Source organism: Acetobacter persici (assembly GCF_018256955.1).
GTDB classification, from domain to species: Bacteria; Pseudomonadota; Alphaproteobacteria; order Acetobacterales; family Acetobacteraceae; genus Acetobacter; species Acetobacter persici.
The window spans coordinates 54040-72453 of record NZ_JAERKU010000006.1 but is presented as its reverse complement, the minus strand read 5'-3'; the positions used below and the strand labels follow the sequence as shown (position 1 = coordinate 72453).

At 61.5% G+C, this 18414-nt stretch carries 16 protein-coding genes; 3 read left to right on the top strand and 13 right to left on the bottom strand.

The window, feature by feature from the left end; translation table 11 throughout:
* Nucleotide 1: 1 nt before the first annotated feature.
* From rpsP to ubiA, 11 genes are all read right to left on the bottom strand, one after another.
* Nucleotides 2–352, bottom strand: coding sequence for a 30S ribosomal protein S16 (gene rpsP / locus JK199_RS08725; protein ID WP_025825857.1), 351 nt, complete (start codon nucleotides 350–352; stop codon nucleotides 2–4).
* A gap of 49 nt (nucleotides 353–401) precedes the next feature.
* Nucleotides 402–1796: a signal recognition particle protein gene (gene ffh / locus JK199_RS08720; protein WP_077931844.1), complete on the bottom strand. Its 1395-nt coding sequence runs from the start codon at nucleotides 1794–1796 to the stop codon at nucleotides 402–404.
* A gap of 116 nt (nucleotides 1797–1912) precedes the next feature.
* A complete protein-coding gene (locus JK199_RS08715) occupies nucleotides 1913–2449 on the bottom strand; it encodes a Spy/CpxP family protein refolding chaperone (protein WP_077931413.1) in 537 nt (178 codons plus the stop codon).
* A gap of 103 nt (nucleotides 2450–2552) precedes the next feature.
* Entirely contained in the window at nucleotides 2553–2723 is a 171-nt protein-coding gene (locus JK199_RS08710) for a hypothetical protein (RefSeq protein ID WP_202205684.1), read from the bottom strand.
* A gap of 179 nt (nucleotides 2724–2902) precedes the next feature.
* Nucleotides 2903–3652: an ATP12 family chaperone protein gene (locus JK199_RS08705; protein WP_077931412.1), complete on the bottom strand. Its 750-nt coding sequence runs from the start codon at nucleotides 3650–3652 to the stop codon at nucleotides 2903–2905.
* Nucleotides 3649–5838 (bottom strand): AsmA family protein, encoded by a 2190-nt coding sequence (locus JK199_RS08700; protein WP_212375287.1) that lies wholly within the window; start codon nucleotides 5836–5838, stop codon nucleotides 3649–3651. The genes JK199_RS08705 and JK199_RS08700 overlap by 4 nt, the downstream gene beginning before the upstream one ends.
* Before the next feature lie 31 nt (nucleotides 5839–5869).
* Nucleotides 5870–6853: an RluA family pseudouridine synthase gene (locus JK199_RS08695; protein WP_212375285.1), complete on the bottom strand. Its 984-nt coding sequence runs from the start codon at nucleotides 6851–6853 to the stop codon at nucleotides 5870–5872.
* 10 nt (nucleotides 6854–6863) lie between these two features.
* Nucleotides 6864–8243, bottom strand: coding sequence for a replication-associated recombination protein A (locus JK199_RS08690; protein WP_212375283.1), 1380 nt, complete (start codon nucleotides 8241–8243; stop codon nucleotides 6864–6866).
* Nucleotides 8244–8347: 104 nt separating this feature from the next.
* Entirely contained in the window at nucleotides 8348–9040 is a 693-nt protein-coding gene (locus JK199_RS08685) for a LolA family protein (RefSeq protein WP_212375280.1), read from the bottom strand.
* A gap of 164 nt (nucleotides 9041–9204) precedes the next feature.
* Complete coding sequence (gene mbfA, locus JK199_RS08680; protein WP_212375278.1) at nucleotides 9205–10161, bottom strand: iron exporter MbfA; 957 nt, start codon at nucleotides 10159–10161, stop codon at nucleotides 9205–9207.
* A gap of 193 nt (nucleotides 10162–10354) precedes the next feature.
* Entirely contained in the window at nucleotides 10355–11272 is a 918-nt protein-coding gene (gene ubiA, locus JK199_RS08675; protein ID WP_212375276.1) for a 4-hydroxybenzoate octaprenyltransferase, read from the bottom strand.
* 181 nt (nucleotides 11273–11453) lie between these two features.
* On the opposite strand from ubiA, the gene JK199_RS08670 reads away from it, so the two are divergent.
* Together JK199_RS08670 and JK199_RS08665 are read left to right on the top strand one after the other, a co-directional pair.
* Complete coding sequence (locus JK199_RS08670) at nucleotides 11454–12212, top strand: 16S rRNA (uracil(1498)-N(3))-methyltransferase (protein ID WP_212375274.1); 759 nt, start codon at nucleotides 11454–11456, stop codon at nucleotides 12210–12212.
* 72 nt (nucleotides 12213–12284) lie between these two features.
* Complete coding sequence (locus JK199_RS08665) at nucleotides 12285–13712, top strand: glutamate--cysteine ligase (RefSeq protein WP_212375272.1); 1428 nt, start codon at nucleotides 12285–12287, stop codon at nucleotides 13710–13712.
* A 74-nt stretch (nucleotides 13713–13786) separates the two neighbouring features.
* Here JK199_RS08665 and JK199_RS08660 read toward each other — a convergent pair whose 3' ends face one another.
* Nucleotides 13787–15196 carry an MFS transporter gene (locus JK199_RS08660; RefSeq protein ID WP_212375270.1) on the bottom strand — a complete coding sequence of 470 codons (1410 nt, stop codon included), beginning with the start codon at nucleotides 15194–15196 and terminating at the stop codon, nucleotides 13787–13789.
* A gap of 317 nt (nucleotides 15197–15513) precedes the next feature.
* Between JK199_RS08660 and JK199_RS08655 the strand changes: the two genes are divergently transcribed.
* Nucleotides 15514–16857 carry a GntT/GntP/DsdX family permease gene (locus tag JK199_RS08655; RefSeq protein WP_212375268.1) on the top strand — a complete coding sequence of 448 codons (1344 nt, stop codon included), beginning with the start codon at nucleotides 15514–15516 and terminating at the stop codon, nucleotides 16855–16857.
* 120 nt (nucleotides 16858–16977) lie between these two features.
* On the opposite strand, the gene der is transcribed toward JK199_RS08655, so the two are convergent.
* The gene (gene der / locus JK199_RS08650) at nucleotides 16978–18411 is read right to left on the bottom strand and encodes a ribosome biogenesis GTPase Der (RefSeq protein WP_025825836.1); all 1434 of its coding nucleotides are present in this window, start codon (nucleotides 18409–18411) and stop codon (nucleotides 16978–16980) included.
* Nucleotides 18412–18414: the final 3 nt, after the last annotated feature.

Sequence of the window (18414 nt, the reverse complement as noted above, 5' to 3'; positions counted from 1 at the left end):
TTCAGGCTGCGGCTTCAGCAGCGGCAGCAGCAGCTTTAGCGCGTTCCTGGGCTTTCTTCTTCGGAGCGGCCTGCTTCGGCTGCTCGTTGTAAGCAGGCTTCGGAGCCAGACCAGCGTTGCCGAGGAAACGTGCAACACGGTCGGTTGCCTGCGCACCCTGAGCCAGCCAGTGGGTGATGCGGTCGTTCACCAGACGCACGCGTTCAGCGTGGTCGGACGGCAGCATCGGGTTGTAGGAACCCACTTTTTCAATAAAACGGCCATCGCGCGGGGAGCGGCTGTCAGCCACAACGATGTGGTAGTAAGGACGCTTCTTGGCACCTGCACGGGCAAGACGGATTTTAACACTCATTCAGACTTCTCCAAAACCCTGAAAAAACTTCGGATAGAAACAGGCCGCCTTAGCGGAAGGGACGGCCACCACCCGGCGGCCCTCCTCCCATTCCTTTAGGCATGAGCGCGGACATACCCTGGCGCATGAGACCTTTCATGCCGAGCTTGTTAAAGCGCTTCATCATTGAGGACATCATATCAAACTGCTTGAGCAGCTTGTTGACCTCCTGAACACTCGTCCCTGACCCGGCTGCGATCCGCTTCTTGCGGGACGCCTTGATAACGGCTGGCGTTTTACGCTCGCCTTTGGTCATGGATGAAATAATGGCCAGATGCGTTTTGAGAACGGAGGTATCAAGATCCTTGTCACCAAGGGCTTCCTTGATTTTCCCCATACCCGGCAGCATGCCGACAATTCCGGAAATGGACCCAAGCTTGCTGATCTGTTTGATCTGGGATGCGTAATCATCCAGATCAAACTTGCCGGCCATCATCTTTTTGGCCAGCCTCTCCCCTTCTTCATGGTCAAGGGTATCAGCTGCTTTTTCCACCAGCCCGGCAATGTCACCCAGACCGAGAATACGGCCTGCAACACGCTCGGGGTGGAATTCTTCCAGCGCATCCAGCTTTTCACCGGAACCGGTCAGCTTGATGGGCGCACCGGTAATGGCCTTCATGGACAGGGCCGCGCCACCGCGGGCATCACCATCCATACGGGTCATCACCACGCCGGTCACACCCACGGCGTCATTAAACGCCTTGGCCGTGTTCACGGCGTCCTGCCCGGTCATGGCATCCACAACCAGCAGGGTTTCCGCAGGCTGGGTCACGGCACGAACCTGCCGGACCTCTTCCATCAGCGCTTCGTCTATGGACAGACGGCCTGCGGTATCCAGAATAACAACGTCATAGCCTTCGCGCCGACCCACATCCATCGCACGCCGGGCGATTTCAACCGGTGTCTGGCCTGCAACAATCGGCAGGGAGGCGACATGCGCCTGCTCGGCAAGCTGCGCCAACTGCAACTGTGCGGCAGGGCGCTGCGTATCCAGAGACGCCAGCAGCACCTTTTTCCGCTCACGCGTGGACAGGCGCAGCGCAATCTTGCCGGATGTTGTGGTTTTACCAGACCCCTGCAAGCCAACCATCAGGACAGGCACAGGCGGCACGGCGTTCAGGTTGAGCGGGACGGCGCCCGCTCCGCCGAGGGCATCAATCAGGGCATCATTAACAATTTTCGCAACGGCCTGACCGGGAGAAATGCTTTCCAGCACCTCCGCCCCTACGGCGCGTTCCTTCACCTTGTTAACAAAGTCCTTGACCACAGGCAGCGCGACGTCTGCATCCAGCATAGCCAGACGGACTTCGCGCATTGCCTCCATAACGTCGGCTTCGGACAGCGCGCCACGTTTGGCGAGCCCGTCAAAAACCCCTGAAAGCCTGCCTGAAAGTGCCTCGAACAACAGCGTAATACCCCAAAAGGAGACGCGCCACTGCGCGAACACTCGCGGAGTGGCGGTCCTGATTTGTGAGAACGGGTTACAGCCCCGCTCTCACCGAGTCAAGAAACGTCTGTCTTTTACTTGTCGGAAACCGGCGGGGCGGGATGTTCAACCTCGCGGAGCTGCTCCATCAGGTCATGAATCTTGGCCTGACGCGCCTTGACCTGCGCAAGCTGATCCGCCGTCAGCACATCATGGATGCGGGCGGCCACGTCCAGATGGCGGGCTTCAGCCTGTGCCCGCAGAGTCGCCTGCTGCTGCTGCAACGCCGCAATCTTGTCTTTATCAACCGGGCCGGGAGACGTCAGGATATCCTGAATCTGCTGATGGATCTTGGAGGCATCATCCCGCATATCATCCCCGTGATCCTGATCATGGGCTTCACGCAGAATGGCGTCGATCTTTTTGCGCTGCTGCTTGGTCAGGTCCAGCCCTTCCAGCATGCTCATCCCGCCACCATGGCCACCCGGCATGCAGCCACCCGGTCCGCCGGGGCCACCCGGACCACCCGGCGGCGGAAAGCCCCCATGGCCGGGATGTGCTGAGGCAGGCAGAGCTGCAACGGAGAGACCAATGACTGCCGCTGCGGCAAGGAAACCAGTTCTGTAATTCATGGACTCTGACAACTCCTGAAAAAATCTGTGCGCTGATGACTATCAGACAATCCCCGGCCCCTGTGCAAGATGAGTCACTGCACTGTCACCAGAAGCGTCTGCTTCAGCTCATGGAATAGATGATGACAAAGACCGGGATCAGCCCCAGCAGAAACCAGGAGCCCATGGCGCAGGTTGCAACAGCATGGGCCACCCGCCCCTGCAACCGCGCCCGGGAGCCGGAACGTGACGGGACCTGATGCCGAGGTTCTCCACCCGTGGATTCATATCGCATCTGCATGCTCCTCATCCGGTGACATGACCGTCTTTTCAGGCTGAGAGAACGCTCCCGTTCATCAGTCTGTGATGTTCTGTCTGGAGGCAGACCGGGGCAAATTCATGGCAGATGCGTGTCGATCAACACATAAAACACGGGCGCAGCCAGCAGTAGCAGGAAGCCTTACTACTTACGCTTTACGCCTTACGCAGCAGTTCAAGAAAAAGGGCAGCGTCCGCCACATCCCGCAGGCGCATGGCAATACGGTCCGTTACATCCGTATCTTCACCCCAGATCGCCATCTGCTCCCGCTCATCCAGCGTGGCGCAGGCAACCAGTTCCTCCGGCGTACCCGGCCCTTTAACCAGAACCAGCCCTAGATAGAGGCTCCCCAGCGCGGGGACGGCAACCCCCAGCACGGCCAGTTCCGCATCCGGGAGAGACTCCAGCAGCGCACGCAGCGTCCGCATGGTAGCGTCCGGCTGGGTGATGGGCATCACACCTTCCGTAGTGCGCAACGCCATCCCGAACGTATCCTGACACCAGTCCAGCCAGGGAGACCACAGCTCCCGCTGCCGCCGGGCCAGTCTGGAATTCCCGGCCTCGCGATAACACAGCAGGTCACTGCTCGCATACGCCAGCAGACTGTCGATCACGCCCGCCCGCGCGCCGGGAATACGCTCCAGCATGGAGCCGGCAATCCGGGTCAGCGGCAGATCTTCCGGCCGGAAATATCCGCCTACGGTCAGGCCAGCCGCCTGCCATTCCGCCGCCAGTGCCTCCGCCAGCGGGCGGGAGGGCACAGCCAGCACGGTCCGTTCCGGCAGGCGGACGGGTCTGCCGTCAAGCTGGACAGCAAACCCGTCCTGCTCCGGCACAACGCTGGCCTGTTTCCAGAACCGCTTGCGCGCCCCTGCCGGAGTAGGCGCTTTCTCGGAGCCGGTCATTTGAACAGCCCCAGTCCACGCAGCATATTCATCACCTTGCCCTCTTTCCCGGCTTGGGGGGCCGTGGGCGCGGGGCCAGCCCCACCTTCCCGCGCGGCGGAGAGCAGCGTGGGGCAATTGTCATTCCCCCCGTCATTCCCGCCAATATTCAACCCGTAACGCCCGCCGTAAGAAGGCTCCATTTTTGGCACAGGTGCGTCCAGCGTGCCTGTTACCCGCAGGTCGGAAGACGCGGATGCCCCGCCCAGCAACACGCGCGGCGAGAGATGCAGGTCCAGCGTGTGCGCGCCCAGGCCCACTGTGCCGTGGCCGTGCAGGGACAGGAACGGGGTTTCCATAGCCAGCAGATCAATCTGCGCCGTTCCATCAGCAAGCTGCATGTGGGTACCGAAGCAGCGCACCGGCATTTTGCCTTTCAACGGGATATCCGGCCCCAGCAGAGTGCGGAGCGCCGCCCCGCCAATGGAGCCATCCACCACGGACGCGCCGATATGCCCGGCCAGCGTCCGCCGCCGTACCTCAGTATCATCCCCCTGCATACTAACGGCGCCGACAAGCATCAGCGCCCCCTGCATCAGGGGTGGTACCCCCATCCAGCCCTGCACAGCCGCCACCGGCAGCACGACAGGGTGCATTGCAATCTCATAGGCCGGGCTGTTGCCGGAGGCATCATAAACAAACCGGGCGGATTGCGCGGTGCCTGAGCCTTCAGCCTGCACCGGGTCCGCCACCAGCTTCCCGTTCTGCACCACCACATGGCTGGTGACCTGAGACCAGCTCAGGTCTCGCCAACTGACGTGCGGGCTTTCCACAGTCATGTTCAGCGTCAGACCGCGCACCAGATCCTGCGGCGCATGCCTCTTCACCAGCGCCAGTGTGGATGCGGCTTCCACATGCCCATCCACCTTCACGCTCTCTGCTGTCGGGTAGGTACCGCCGGGAGCAAGCTGGTCCAGCACACCATGCACCTCTACGGACGAATGGCCACCACCCAGCGTGCCAGCCATTTTCAGGCTGGAAGCCCCGTCCACAAGGGTCAGGTCCACCGGAGTTTCCGTTTTTTCCGGCGCGAGGGCAAGCGCCGTCATCTGCGCCAGCGTGCCAAGAGAACCTCGCAGCCCCAGAGCCTGCGCCCCGAGCTGGCCGTCAGCCTGCACCGTCAGCGGGTCCTCCGCTTTTGTCGCGTCCAGCATGGCGCGGGTCAGCTTGCTGCCGGGCACAAAACGGCCCAGTTCAACCTGCCCGGTATGCACATGCAGCCCCTGCACCACGGGCTGCTGGCCTGCCCCGGCAATCTGCGCATCCACGGAAATATTCTGCCCGTCCGGCAAGTCCGCCCGCGGGAAAAACTGCTCCAGATCGCGCAACTGCCCCAGAGACCCTCCGGCCTGAAGCGCGTAGACCCGAGCGCCGTCAGGGTCCGTGATCCTGCCATCAAGATGCGCAAGCCCCGCAGGGTGGCCCGCAACATTCAGCGCCAGTTTGAACTGTACCGGGAAGTCCCTGGCGCGTGCGGGCAGCAGGCGGCCTGTCTGGCCTGTCAGCACAAACTGGCCCTTCCCCTTTTCCCCCCGCACGTCAAACGTGGGGGCTGCGCCGTCCAGATCACTTGCCTGAATACGCTCAAACCCGATCTGGCCCGTCTTGCGCCGGAGCTGATCATCCCACCGCACATCCGCTTTGGAGACGCGAAGCGTGGAAACACTGACATCCCAGTGCATCTGGCCCGAGGACGTGCTGCCCCCGCCGGTTTCCGGCCGCACAGGCGGCGTAAACACCCAGTCCGCCCGGCCATCCGGCAGGCGACGCAGGGAAACATGCGGCTGAATGAGGCTGACATCATTAAAAACAATGCGATGGCTGAACAGCGGCAACAGCCCAAGGCGCGCACGCACTTCCGCCACATCCAGCATTGTGCGGGCTGCCTGCTCCTCCGGTGCGCCTGCTGCGCTATCACCCTCTGCCACGCCGGACAGATGCACGCCACGCGCTTCCACCCACGGGAACGGCAGAAGCCAGACATGCAGATGGTCAATCGCCAGATGGCGGCCGGTTTTTTCCTCTACAGCCGCTACCAGCCGGACGCGCAGCCAGTCCGCCTCCTGCATGGCGGACAGAACACTGCCGCCGCCCACCAACAGCACGGCAGCTCCGGCCACCAGACCGATCTTCCATTTCAGCCGCATGGGCCTTCCTCCTGCGTTCCAGAAGTCGCTGTTATCCGCCGCGACGAGACGGTTTGGGCGTAGCCCCCGGCGTGAAGCCCAGAGAACGGAAGGTCTCACGCATATGCGGCGGGAGTTCGGCCGTCACCGTCAGACGCCCTCCGGCCGGATGTGGCATATCCAGTTGCCGGGCATGCAGATGCAACTGGTCGGCAAAGCCATCAACATGCGCGGTTCCCCCGCCATATTTCGGGTCACCCAGAATCGGGGTGCCGAGCGATTCACAATGCACGCGCAACTGGTGCGTCCGGCCCGTATGCGGAGAAAGCGCCAGCCATGAAAATTTACGCGCAGCCGAATCCACGACTTCATAGGCCGTCCGGGCATACTGACCGTCCGGGTCTTTCCGGTCTGCCGCCACCATAATAGCGTTTGCGCCAACCCCGAGCCGCGCCAGAGGCTGATCAATCTCACCCTCCATCGGGTCAGGACGCCCCACCACAACAGCCCAGTAGGTCTTTTTTACGTCCCGCCCACGGAAGGCTTCCGCCAGCTTGGCGGCAACACCGGGCGTGCGGGCCAGCAGCAGCAAGCCGGATGTATCCCGGTCAATGCGGTGTACCAGACGCGGGCGCGGATCATCCGCTTCAGCCCGCAGGCCGTCCAGCATCATATCCACATGTTTGGTAATACCGGGGCCGCCCTGCACCGGCAGACCTGCCGGTTTATTCAGCACAATCAGGTGGTTATCCTGATACAGCACCATGCCCTGAATTTCACGCACCAGCCGCTCATCCAGCGGGCGCGGGGCATCCTTCGCCGGTTTAGCAGCCATCGGGATAGGCGGCACCCGCACAGACTGGCCCGGTTGCAGGCGGGTCGAGGCCTCAGCCCGTTTGCCATCCACCCGAATCTGCCCGGTACGGCACAGTTTTTGCAGCGCACCCTGCGTCAGATGCGGGTAATGGCGACGAAAATAGCGATCAAGGCGAATATCCGCCTCGTCCTCGCTGACAGTCAGAATCACAACACTCATGCGACGATATTCACGACTGACGCCGATCCCGCAAGCGGGACCATGTTTCCAGACGATGGCGGATCTCCCGCTCAAAGCCTTTTCCGGTTGGATTATAGAAGGTCTGGCGCTTCATGCCGTCCGGAAAATAGTTCTGCCCGGAAAAGCCCTCTTCCGTATCATGGTCATACTGATAGCCCTTCCCATACCCGATATCCTGCATCAGTTTTGTCGGGGCATTGAGGATATGGGCAGGCGGCATCAGGCTGCCAGTGGCCTTGGCCGCCCGCCGGGCCGCGCCATAGGCTTTGTAAACGCCGTTGGATTTGGGGGCCGTGGCCAGATGCACCACAAGCTGGGCCAGAGCCAGCTCACCCTCGGGGGAGCCAAGGCGTTCATAGGTTTCCCACGCGGCAATGGCCAGCGGCAGGGCGTGCGGGTCCGCCATGCCCACATCTTCCGCCGCAAAGCGGGTCATGCGCCGGGCGAGGTAACGCGGGTCTTCCCCGCCTTCCAGCATCCGCGCAAACCAGTACAGGGCCGCATCCGGGTCCGAACCCCGCATGGACTTATGCAGGGCGGAAATCAGGTTGTAATGTTCTTCCCGGTCCCGGTCATACAGCACGGCGCGTTTTGCCAGCAGGCGGGCCAGCGCCTGCGCATCCAGCGGCGCATCCGTCTTCAGGCTCAGAATCTGCTCCACCATGTTCAGCAGATACCGGCCATCCCCGTCCGCCATGGCGCGGAGGGTTGCCCGCCCCTCTTCTGTCAGCGGTAGCGCGCGGCCGGTTTCTTCCTCCGCCCGGGCCAGCAGAGCTTCCTCCGCCGGATCATCCAGCCGGTTCAGCACCATAACCTGACAGCGGGAAAGCAAGGCGGAATTCAGCGCAAAGGACGGATTTTCCGTCGTGGCCCCCACCAGCACAATCGTCCCGTCTTCCACCACGGGCAGAAAACCATCCTGCTGGGCGCGGTTAAAGCGATGGATTTCATCCACAAACAGCAGTGTGCCGCCTCCGGCCTCCGCCTGCCTGCGGGCGTTTTCAAAGGCTTTTTTCAGGTCCGCCACGCCGGAAAATACGGCAGAAAGCTGCACAAACCGGAGGCCAGCCGCCTGCGCCAGCAACCGGGCAATGGTTGTCTTCCCCACACCGGGGCCACCCCAGAGAATCAGGCTGGCAAGGGAACCACGCTCCAGCATGCGGGTAAGCGTTCCATCCGGCCCCAGCAGATGCGCCTGCCCGACAACATCCTCCAGCCTGTCAGGACGCAGGCGGTCAGCCAGAGGCTGGTTAGGGGCAGGACGTGCCGGATGGGCCGACGACGGCGCATGGTCGGACAACGGTGCCTGACCTCCAAAAAGGTCCTCACCCACCGCCATGTCTGAAGCTGTTGTGCGCCGTGCCGCCATACCTGCCTGTCCTGAAAATATTCGCCCCTGATATCGGGTTGCCGCCTCTGTTTTACCACCCCTGCCCTTAATCTCAGGGCAGAGCCGTGGCCTGCCTGTGCGCCTTATTCCGGCTGCGCAGGCAGCGTGAACGTACCGGCGGGAATGGTAATTCCGCTTTTGACATCAAACAGAGTCACACGGGTCTCGCGCCCCTGCGCATCCACCACGCTCCATGAGCGCAGGGAGACCGGGTTATCATAAAACACCAGCGTCAGGCTGCCATCACCGGGGGAGGATGTGCGCACAACCGTTACCTGCACAAGGCCGCCCTCGTGCTGAAAGCCGGTGACGGTCACATCCTCCGCCAGACTGACATGCTTGCGCAGCAGCAACCCCAGCGGGGTGCGATCCATCGGGATCACGGTCGTCTGGTCAAGCTGGTTATCCCGGAACACCACCTTGTCCTGACTGGCGACAAGCAGGAGCGGGGTTGGCGGGTCATACGCCAGCCGCATCTGGCCGGGGCGCTGCATCCAGACAATGCCGGTGGTACGCTTACCGTCCGCATCCAGTTGCTGCATATGCGCCTGAAAGGTCGTGACGCTGTTGAGCGCCTTTTCAATCTTGCCAAGCCATGCCTTGTCAGACGCGGAGAGCGTGATGCCCTCCGGTGCTTCCGCCTGCTGTGCGCTCTGAACAGCGCTCTGTGTCCCGGCCTGCGCCAGAGCCGGAGCAACAGGGGCCAGTGCACTCACGCTGCCCCCTACAGAAAGAGCGAGACAAAGGGCGGAAAATTTGCCGGAACGTGGTGTCATACGCGCTGTCATTCCCATTGGTGACCACAGGCCGCCAGCAAACCTCTTGCCTGCGCCTTTATTATGGCACCCACAGTATGCCACCAGCAGACGCCGGATAACAGAGGCAGCGCTATCAGGGCGCAAACACAGAGAAAGAGACAGGCTCAGGCTCAGGCTCAGGCTCAGGAACTGCCGATCAGCACACCCGCCAGAAAAACCAGCGCACCGCCAAATACAATCTGCACAATGGCGGAGCCAAAAGGCGTATCCTGATACCGCCACCGTATCCATGAAATCAGGAACAGTTCCACCACCACAACGGCAACAGCGACCACCATTGCGGCGCTGAAGGAGTCAATCAGGAACGGCAGGGTATGGCCAATGCCGCCCGCCATCGTCATTGTCCCGCACACAAGCCCGCGGATAAGCGGCTTGCCGCGACCGGACAAGGCACCATCATCCGAGAGTGCCTCCGCAAAACCCATGGAAATCCCGGCCCCTAACGAGGCCGCCAGCCCGACCAGAAACGCGCTGTGCGGGTCATGCGTGGCAAAGGCTGCCGCAAAAACCGGGGCCAGTGTGGACACAGACCCATCCATCAACCCGACCAGACCGGGCTGAACAATCTGGAGGACAAACCGCCGACGGGCGTTTTCATCCTCGTCTTCACGTTTGTCTTCCGTCAGATGGCGGGAGGTCATATCACTGGCGGCGCGGCCGTGCTGGTCTTCCGCTGTGGCCAGATCCCCCAGCAGTTTCCGGGTTTCGGCATCATTGGTGCGCAGGGCGGCCTGACGGTAAAACCGGGCGGCATCGCGCTCCATGTCCTCCGCGTAACGCCGCACGACCTCAATCCCCTGCCCCTGAATCTGCCAGGCGGGCTTCCGCGGCATGAACCCGGCAATATCCTGACGGCGGATAAGAGGAATATGCGCGCCAAACCGCCGGACATAGACATCAATCAGATGCCGCCTGTGGTCATCTTCCTCATGCACCATGTCCGCAAAAATTTTCGCGGTGTCGGGGTAATTCTCCTGCAATGTATAGGAGAAATCGGCATAAATGCGTCCGTCCTCTTCCTCATTGGAAATGGCCAGAGCAAGAATTTCCTGTTCAGTCAGAGCTGTAAATTTGCGCATCTGCTTTTTATAAGGATTTTCAGGATAAATCTCAATTTATTCTTACATAATGAGAATATTTCTCATTTTCAAATCAGTATTCTGAATGAATTATTTTAAAAACCAAAAAGAGCGGGATCATAACCTGATCCCGCCCCTTTCATTACTTTTCCGACAGACTAGTACCGGCCCAGTCCGGACCGGCATCAGCCGCTCACACAGCAACAAGCCCCGCCAGAAAGGCCAGAGCCACCGCCAGACCAATTTCCCGGTTGGCACGGAACTGCGCCAGACACAGCGCCGGATTCTGCGGGTTCAGCCCCGCAACCTGCCGCCACAGCAGGACCAGCGGCAGCAGCAGAACCGGCCAGAACAGCCTGCCAGTGCCCGCAAGGCCTGCGGCCACAGCCAGCAAAATTACCATCAGGGCGTAACAGGTGCCGATAAAGCCCTTTGCCCGCCCAACCATCAGGCGCGAGGTGGATTTTACGCCAATCCGGGCATCATCTTCCATATCCTGAAAGCCGTAGATGGTATCAAACCCAAGCTGCCAGACGATAGTCGCAACATATAAGGCAAGCTGCGCAAGGGAGAGATGGTCTGCCGCCGCAGCATAGCCCAGCGGCGCGCCAAACCCGAAGGTAAAGCCCATGACAAGCTGCGGCCACCATGTGAACCGCTTGGCCAGAGGGTACAACGCCACCAGCACCAGAGAAGACGCCCCCAGAATCTGGGACAACCCGTTCAACTGAAGCAGGATCGCGAGGCCAATCGCCAGCAGAAGAGCCAGAAACAGCACCGCATGCCGCATCCGCAACGCGCCGGACGCCAGCGGACGGCCTGCGGTGCGGGCTACCTGCCGGTCAATATCCCGGTCCCACATATCATTCACCACGCAGCCTGCGGCCCGCATGACAAGACTGCCGATGCCAAACAGCACGATCAGCCTTACCCGCTCCGCAACCGGCACACCCTGCGGCAGCAGAATCCCCCAGACACCGGGCAGGAAAAGCAGCCATGTGCCAATAGGCCGGTCTAGCCGCGCCAGCAGGGCATAAGGACGCAGGGCCGGAGGCAGGCGGGCAATCCAGCCCGTTACCCGGATATCGGTATGACCGGAAGACGCTGACACGATACAGGCAGTCCTTTAAGCAAACACAACAGGTGCCGGGGGTATGCCATAAATTGCGCTCTGGCATGAACCTCTTTGCGCGGACGTGGATTACCGCCTAAACATCAGGCGATCATTCCGAGACCGATCCACCCGGACCGTGCCTCCCCTTCCTCTGCACCCTGCCTGATTGCTGAATGCCATGAGTTCGCCCGAGCATCTCCCCCGCCTTTTCATCCCGCTGGACGCTGCCGAAGGTGCCGCGCGCGCAGGCGCATCCTGCCTGCTCAGCCCGGCGCAGGCCCGCTATCTGGGCACCGTCATGCGGAAAAAGGCCGGAGACCCTGTGCGGGTATTTAATGCGGAAATGGGGGAATGGCTGGCCACTCTGGGCGAGATTCGCAAGGATCGCGGCAGCCTGAGCCTGACGGAGCCCCTGCGCCCACCCTCTCCCCGGCCGGAGCTTGTTCTGGCCTTCGCACTCCTCAAGCGCGATGCGACCGATATGGTCCTGCGTATGGGGACGGAACTGGGGGTGACGCGCTTCCTGCCCGTCATGACAGAACGCACCAACACCCACCGCACCAACCCGGAACGGCTGGAAGCCATCGCCACGGAAGCCGCCGAGCAGTGCGAGCGGCTGGATATCCCGACCATTGCCGAGCCCTGCCCCCTTGCCAGCCTTCTGGGCGCATGGCCGGAGGAGGCCCGTCTGTTTACCGCGATGGAGCGTGCGGAGGACCGTGGCGTTACGCTCCACGCCACCCTGCGCGATGCCCGCGCGGGCGATGGCCTGCTAATTGGCCCGGAAGGCGGTTTTTCCGATACGGAATGCCGCGCCCTCCTTGCGCGTCCGGCTATCACCCCCATTTCTCTGGGGCCGCTGGTTTTGCGGGCTGATACGGCGGTGGCCGCAGGACTGGCGCTTATGGGCGACGGCTTGCGCTCCGCGCAGGATTAGTCAGAATACCCTTACCTTCGTTCTGGCCCGCCTCCTGCTGCCGGGCTGTTTTTCAAGGAACAGTGATTTCTAATGTCTCACGCCGATGCCCACGACGACACACCCGTTCGTTCAGTTTTTCAGCTGGCCGAGGTTTTTGCCAAAGGATGCAAGCCCCGCGATTCATGGCGCATTGGCACGGAGCATGAAAAATTCGGCTGGGTCCGCCCGGAGGCTGCGGCAAACGGCACCAGTCCGCAGGCCGGCCGCACGGCTTACGCAACACCTCCTTACAGCCCGGCAGGCATAGAGGCGCTGCTGGACGGCCTTCAGGAAGTGGAACCGGATGACTGGCAGCCCATTCTGGATGAAGGCAAGATTATTGGCCTGAAAGGCATTGAAGAGCAGAAGGGCGCTGGCATTTCTCTGGAACCGGCAGGACAGTTTGAACTCTCCGGCGCCCCCCTGAGCACACTGCATGAAACCGCGGAAGAACTGGCCGCGCATTATGAGTCCGTGCGCCCGCTGGCGCGCAAACTGGGACTAGGCTTCAGCCCGCTTGGCTTCCACCCGACCGCCACACGGGCCGACCAGCCGTGGATGCCCAAATCCCGCTACGCCATTATGCGCAATTACATGCCAAAAGTGGGCGCGCTGGGTCTGGATATGATGCAGCGGACCTGTACCGTGCAGGTCAATCTGGATTTCGGGTCTGAGCAGGACATGGTGCGCAAGATGCAGGTCTCTCTGGCCCTGCAACCCGTTGCCACGGCTCTGTTCGCCAATTCACCGTTCTTTGAGGGCAAGCCCAACAACTTCCTCTCCAACCGCGCCCGCATCTGGACAGACACGGACAACGCCCGTGCCGGGATGCCCGCCTGCGTGTTTGAAAAAGACTTCGGGTTTGAACGCTATGCGGAATGGGTGCTGGACGTGCCCATGTATTTCATTATCCGTGACGGCAAGATGCGCGATGTTTCCGGCCGCTCCTTCCGCGCATGGATGAACGGGGACCGTCAGGACGGGCTGGAGGATGTCACCCCTACTCTGGCTGACTTTGAAAACCACATCTCCACCGCCTTCCCCGATGTGCGCCTCAAGCAGTTTCTGGAAATGCGCGGCGCCGATGCGGGCTCCGCCGAAATGATGCTGGCCCAGTCCGCCCTGTGGGTTGGCCTGCTGTATGATGATGCCGCACTGGAAGCCGCTTATGAACTGGTGTGTGAGCGCCCGTGGGAAGATTACGCCAAGCTGCGGGCGCTGGTGCCGTCTCAGGCGCTGAATACCCCGTGGGGTGAAGGCACCGTGCGGGATCTAGCCGCACAGGTTATCGGCATTGCCATGGATGGCCTTCAGGCCCGTGGCTTTGTGGATGAAAACGAGCGGGAAGAATGGGCTTATCTGGCCCCGCTGACCGCCATGGCCGCCGGTGGCCCCACGCAGGCGGAACGCTGGCTGGAACGCTATTACGGCGCATGGAGCGGCGATGTGACCCGCATCTTTGGTGAAAGCGAGATCTGATCGCGCATTCTCCGGGCTGGCCGCTTGCTGCGCGCCAGCCTTTTTTGAAGTCTGATTTTTTAATACCCGCTCTGTCAGGCTGGCTTGTCAGCCCGGCGTCCCGCCAGTAACCGGCTGGAACTCAGCAACGCGGCAAACACCGCGACGCAGCCCGCAGTCAGCAGGCAGTTGAGCGCAGCACCCTCTGCAAATAATGCAAAAAAAGCCGCGACCCCCATGGCTCCAAGGGTTTGCCCAGCCTGACGCGCCACCTGCACCATGCCGCTTGCGCCCCCGGCCCGCGCATGTGACGCCGAGACCATCATGGCGCGGTTGTTCGGCGGCTGGAACAGGCCAAACCCACACCCAGCCAGCCAGGTCCGCCAGATAATATCAGGAGCAGTCGGGTGCGCGGGCATGCTCCACAGCAGAAAAAATCCGGTTGCCGTCATCAGCAACCCAATGGAAGACAGCACCCCGGCGGATACCGTATCGGCCAGACGCCGCACCAGAGGGGCCGCGCACATAATCCCGATCGGCCATGGCGTGATCAGCAGACCTGTTTCCGCAGCACTCATGCCCAGCACATCATGCAGCGTAAATGGCATGGAGATAATGTAAAAATTGGAGGCCACAAAGCCGCAAAGCCCGGTGACAAACGCGATGGCAAAGTCCGGTCTGGCCAGCATATCAACTGGCAGAATAGGCTGCGGAAGCCCGCTCTCCCGCCGGATAAGCAGCAGGCCGGACAGCAGCCCCACCATAATCAACCCAAAAGACAGGATAATGCCGGACTGATGCGCCAGCCCGTCTCCGCCCATAACCAGCGCCCCAAACGCCAGCATACAGAGCAGGCTGCCCGCAATATCCGGGCGCGCGCCACTTGGCGGCACGGCAGGCAATGCGGAAAATGCCATGACCAGCGCCACAGCGCCCAGCGGCAGATTCACCCAGAACAGCCAGGGCCATGAAGCCACTGTCAGAATAGCCGCCGCCGCCGTTGGCCCCAGTGCCACGCCTATGGCCACCACAACGCCGTTCAGGGCAATGCCTTTGCCAATTTCCGCATGCGGATAGATGTAACGCACAAGGGCAATATTCACGCTAAGGATGCACGCCCCGCCAATGCCCTGTAATACGCGGGCCGCAGCGAGTGCTGGGAGTGTCGTCGCCAGCGCGCACAGAACAGAAGCGCCCATGAACAGCACGATGCCAAAGCGGCACATGCGCGCAAACCCGACCATACTCCCCAGTGCCGCCAGCGGCAGCAAAGAGACCAGACTGGCTAGCTGATACGCATTTACCACCCAGATGGACGCAGAGGACGACGCATGCAGGTCCCGCGCAATATCGGGCAGGGCCACGTTGGCAATGGCGTAATCCAGCAAGGCCATCAGCACGGAAAGCGAGACCGCCAGCATGGCCCACATCCGCGCGCGGCCATACAGGCCTGCCGTGGCTGCCGGCTCTACCGTGTTCCCTGCGTTCTGCGCATGTTCATTCATCAGCCTGATCATTCCTTTTCTGACGTCTCACGTCCTGCGCCGGAGGGCTTCTGTGCCACCCTGAACCGGAAAGGGGAAGGCCAGTCAGGCTTACTGGTCTTTCTGCGGCATACCACCAGACAACAGGCCACAGGAGCCAGCACACGGAATTGTGCGCGTGCGGAGAGAGTGGATTTATTCATTTATGAAATAACAAGAAATCTCCAGCTCCTGACTGGCCCTGCGTTTTCTGGCTGCTCCCCCACTGGAAAAGACGACAGCCCCCTGCCTGCACGAATGGTTGACATTCACGCCCCGTCCCGCTCCATCCTCGGGTCATGACGCCCTTACTCGCCTCAGGCCTGACAGCCGCCGCCATCATCCTGCTCATGCTCCTGATCGGCGTGGCGCGCCTCAACCCCTTTGTGACGCTCTTTATCGTCTCCGTCGGGCTGGCTCTGGCAACGGGCATGCCAACGGAGCAGGCTATCAGCTCTTTTGAAAACGGCATGGGCCACGTTCTGGGGCATGTGGCGGGTGTTGTGGCACTGGGCACCATGCTGGGGAAAATTCTGGCGGAAACCGGCGGCGCGGACCAGATCGCCCTGACCATTTCCCGCATGGCCGGGAAAAAACATCTGTCATGGGCCATGATGGTGATTGGCCTGCTGGTCGGGCTGCCAGTTTTTTTTGAAGTCGGGTTCGTACTGCTTATTCCGCTGGCTTTCATTCTCTCCCGCCGCAACACGTTGCCTCTGCCCGTTCTGGCCTTTCCTATGGCGGCGGCCTTATCCGTCACGCATGCCATGGTGCCCCCGCACCCAGCCACGTTACTGGCGATTACAGCGTATCATGCCAACACGGCCCGCACGCTGTTCTGGGGGATTGTAATTGGCACGCCCATCGCAGCGCTCGCGGGGCCGGTTTACACCTGGTACATCGCACCGCGCATCGGCACGCTGGCCCCCACGGCGCTGGAGGAGCAGTTTACCGGCCAGTTTGAGCACGACAAACTGCCGTCCTTTGCGCTTTCCTGCGCGACGTTGCTCAGCCCGGTTGTGCTGATGCTGGCTGGCGCGCTGGCTGAACTGGTCTGGCCCGCAACAGCCCTGCCCTACCGTATTCTGCATTTTCTGGGGAACACGGATATTGCCCTGCTTGTCGCGACGCTGATGTCCTTCTGGCTGATGGGGAGCCTCAGTGGCCTCTCCCGTGAGACTGTCCTGCGCTTCAGCAATGAGTGTCTGGCCCCGACAGCCACCATCATGCTGCTGATTGGCGCAGGCGGGGGCTTCGGGCGGGAACTGATAGACAGCGGGCTGTCCCACGCCATTACAAATCTGGCGCTGGGCGCGCATGTGCCGTTGCTGGTTCTGGCATGGATGCTTGCCCTGCTGGTCCGTATCGCCACGGGTTCCGCGACGGTCGCCACCACAACAGCCTCCGGTATTGTCGGCCCCATTCTGGCTGCGTCCCATTCTGTCTCACCGGAACTGCTGGTGCTGGTGACAGGGGCTGGCTCCGTAGGGCTAAGCCTGATGAATGATGCAGGCTTCTGGCAGATGAAGGAATATCTGGGGATGAACCTCTCCCAGACCCTGCGGAGCTGGACGATGATTGAAACGCTCATTGCCGTCCTCGGCCTGCTGATCTGCCTGCCGCTGTCCTGGGTGATTCACTAACCCCCAACAGAAAAAGGGCTCTCTGTTTCCAGAGAGCCCTTTTCAAAACGTTCTGCCGCAAACCCTGAAACCCGGACGGCCTGATAGGCCGGTCTGTCATTCAGGGTCCCGAAGACGAATTTATTTGGAATACGGGTTTTTCGTGCCGCGCGTTTGCAGGCGGATCGGCACGCCCGGCAGATTAAAGGTCTCACGCAGGCCGTTCACCAGATACCGTTTATAATCTTCCGGCGTCTGCTCGGCGCGGGTGCCAAAAATCACGAATGTCGGCGGGCGGGCTTTCACCTGCGTCATATAACGCAGCTTCAGGCGGCGGCCATCCACCAGCGGCGGCGCATGGCGTTCCAGAGCTTCCTCAAACCAACGGTTCAGCGCACCGGTGGGCACACGAGCATTCCATACTTCACACGCTTCCCGCACGGCAGGCAGCAGCCGATGCACGGAAGCCCCCGTCAGCGCGGAGAACGTCACCACCGGCACACCCCGCATCTGGGCAAGGGAAATGCTCAGGCGGTCCAGAATAGCCTGACGCGTGGCATTACGGTCTTCCACCGCATCCCATTTGTTCAGAGCCAGCACACAGGCCCGGCCTTCACGCTCAATCAGGCGGGCAATCTGCAAATCCTGCTCATGCACACCCAGCGTGGCATCCAGCACCAGCACCGCCACTTCCGCCATTTTCAGCGCCTCAATGGAGGCGGATACCGACATTTTTTCCAGCGCTTCGTCAATCCGGGCCTTACGGCGCAGACCGGCGGTGTCCACCACCTCAAAGACATCGCCTTCATCATGCAGCGTTACCGCGACGGAATCGCGCGTCAGACCGGGTTCCGGTCCGGTAATCATCCGCTCTTCTCCCAGCAGGGAGTTCAGAAGCGTGGATTTCCCGGCGTTCGGGCGGCCAACAATCGCAATCCGGATCGGGCCGGGCGGACGGGCGGGGAGAACAATTTCCGCATCTGGGTCCAGTGCCTCTGCATCTGGCTCGAATGCATCTTCTTCCTCAAATACGTCCTCTGGTTCCGGTTCCGGCGGCAGATGGTCAACAATCTCGCCCATCAGGTCAGACAGACCTTCCCCGTGCTCGGCAGAAACGGCAACCGGTTCCCCCAGCCCCAGAGAATAGGCTTCCATGGCAGAGGCCGCGCCACCGCGCCCTTCCGCCTTGTTAGCCACCAGCATAACCGGCCGCCCCTGCTTGCGCACCCATGCGGCAAAATGCTCGTCCGCCGGGGTAATCCCTGCACGCGCATCAATGCAGAACAGCACGAGTACGGCATCCCGCACGGCACTTTCGGACGATGCCCGCATACGCCCGAACAGCGTGTTGGGAGCTGCCTCTTCCAGTCCTGCCGTATCGACCAGACGGATGGTGCGCCCCCGCAGGACAGCCAGACCTTCCTTACGGTCCCGCGTGACACCGGGGGTATCGGCCACCAGCGCCTGACGGCGGCCAACAAGGCGGTTAAACAGAGTCGATTTGCCAACATTCGGGCGGCCAACAATAGCCACCAGCGGGAGATCAGCAGAAGGTACAGGCGCAACAGGCCGCATGGG

What these genes read in the sequence shown, in the direction of transcription:
- JK199_RS08685 (WP_212375280.1), bottom strand. Translation starts at nt 9,040, where the DNA reads ATGACACCACGTTCCGGCAAATTTTCCGCCCTTTGTCTCGCTCTTTCT.
- JK199_RS08700 (WP_212375287.1), bottom strand. Translation starts at nt 5,838, where the DNA reads ATGCGGCTGAAATGGAAGATCGGTCTGGTGGCCGGAGCTGCCGTGCTG.
- mbfA (WP_212375278.1), bottom strand. Translation starts at nt 10,161, where the DNA reads ATGCGCAAATTTACAGCTCTGACTGAACAGGAAATTCTTGCTCTGGCC.
- JK199_RS08655 (WP_212375268.1), top strand. Translation starts at nt 15,514, where the DNA reads ATGACGCCCTTACTCGCCTCAGGCCTGACAGCCGCCGCCATCATCCTG.
- JK199_RS08690 (WP_212375283.1), bottom strand. Translation starts at nt 8,243, where the DNA reads ATGGCGGCACGGCGCACAACAGCTTCAGACATGGCGGTGGGTGAGGAC.
- rpsP (WP_025825857.1), bottom strand. Translation starts at nt 352, where the DNA reads ATGAGTGTTAAAATCCGTCTTGCCCGTGCAGGTGCCAAGAAGCGTCCT.
- der (WP_025825836.1), bottom strand. Translation starts at nt 18,411, where the DNA reads ATGCGGCCTGTTGCGCCTGTACCTTCTGCTGATCTCCCGCTGGTGGCT.
- JK199_RS08670 (WP_212375274.1), top strand. Translation starts at nt 11,454, where the DNA reads ATGAGTTCGCCCGAGCATCTCCCCCGCCTTTTCATCCCGCTGGACGCT.
- JK199_RS08665 (WP_212375272.1), top strand. Translation starts at nt 12,285, where the DNA reads ATGTCTCACGCCGATGCCCACGACGACACACCCGTTCGTTCAGTTTTT.
- JK199_RS08710 (WP_202205684.1), bottom strand. Translation starts at nt 2,723, where the DNA reads ATGCGATATGAATCCACGGGTGGAGAACCTCGGCATCAGGTCCCGTCA.
- JK199_RS08695 (WP_212375285.1), bottom strand. Translation starts at nt 6,853, where the DNA reads ATGAGTGTTGTGATTCTGACTGTCAGCGAGGACGAGGCGGATATTCGC.
- JK199_RS08660 (WP_212375270.1), bottom strand. Translation starts at nt 15,196, where the DNA reads ATGAATGAACATGCGCAGAACGCAGGGAACACGGTAGAGCCGGCAGCC.
- JK199_RS08715 (WP_077931413.1), bottom strand. Translation starts at nt 2,449, where the DNA reads ATGAATTACAGAACTGGTTTCCTTGCCGCAGCGGCAGTCATTGGTCTC.
- JK199_RS08705 (WP_077931412.1), bottom strand. Translation starts at nt 3,652, where the DNA reads ATGACCGGCTCCGAGAAAGCGCCTACTCCGGCAGGGGCGCGCAAGCGG.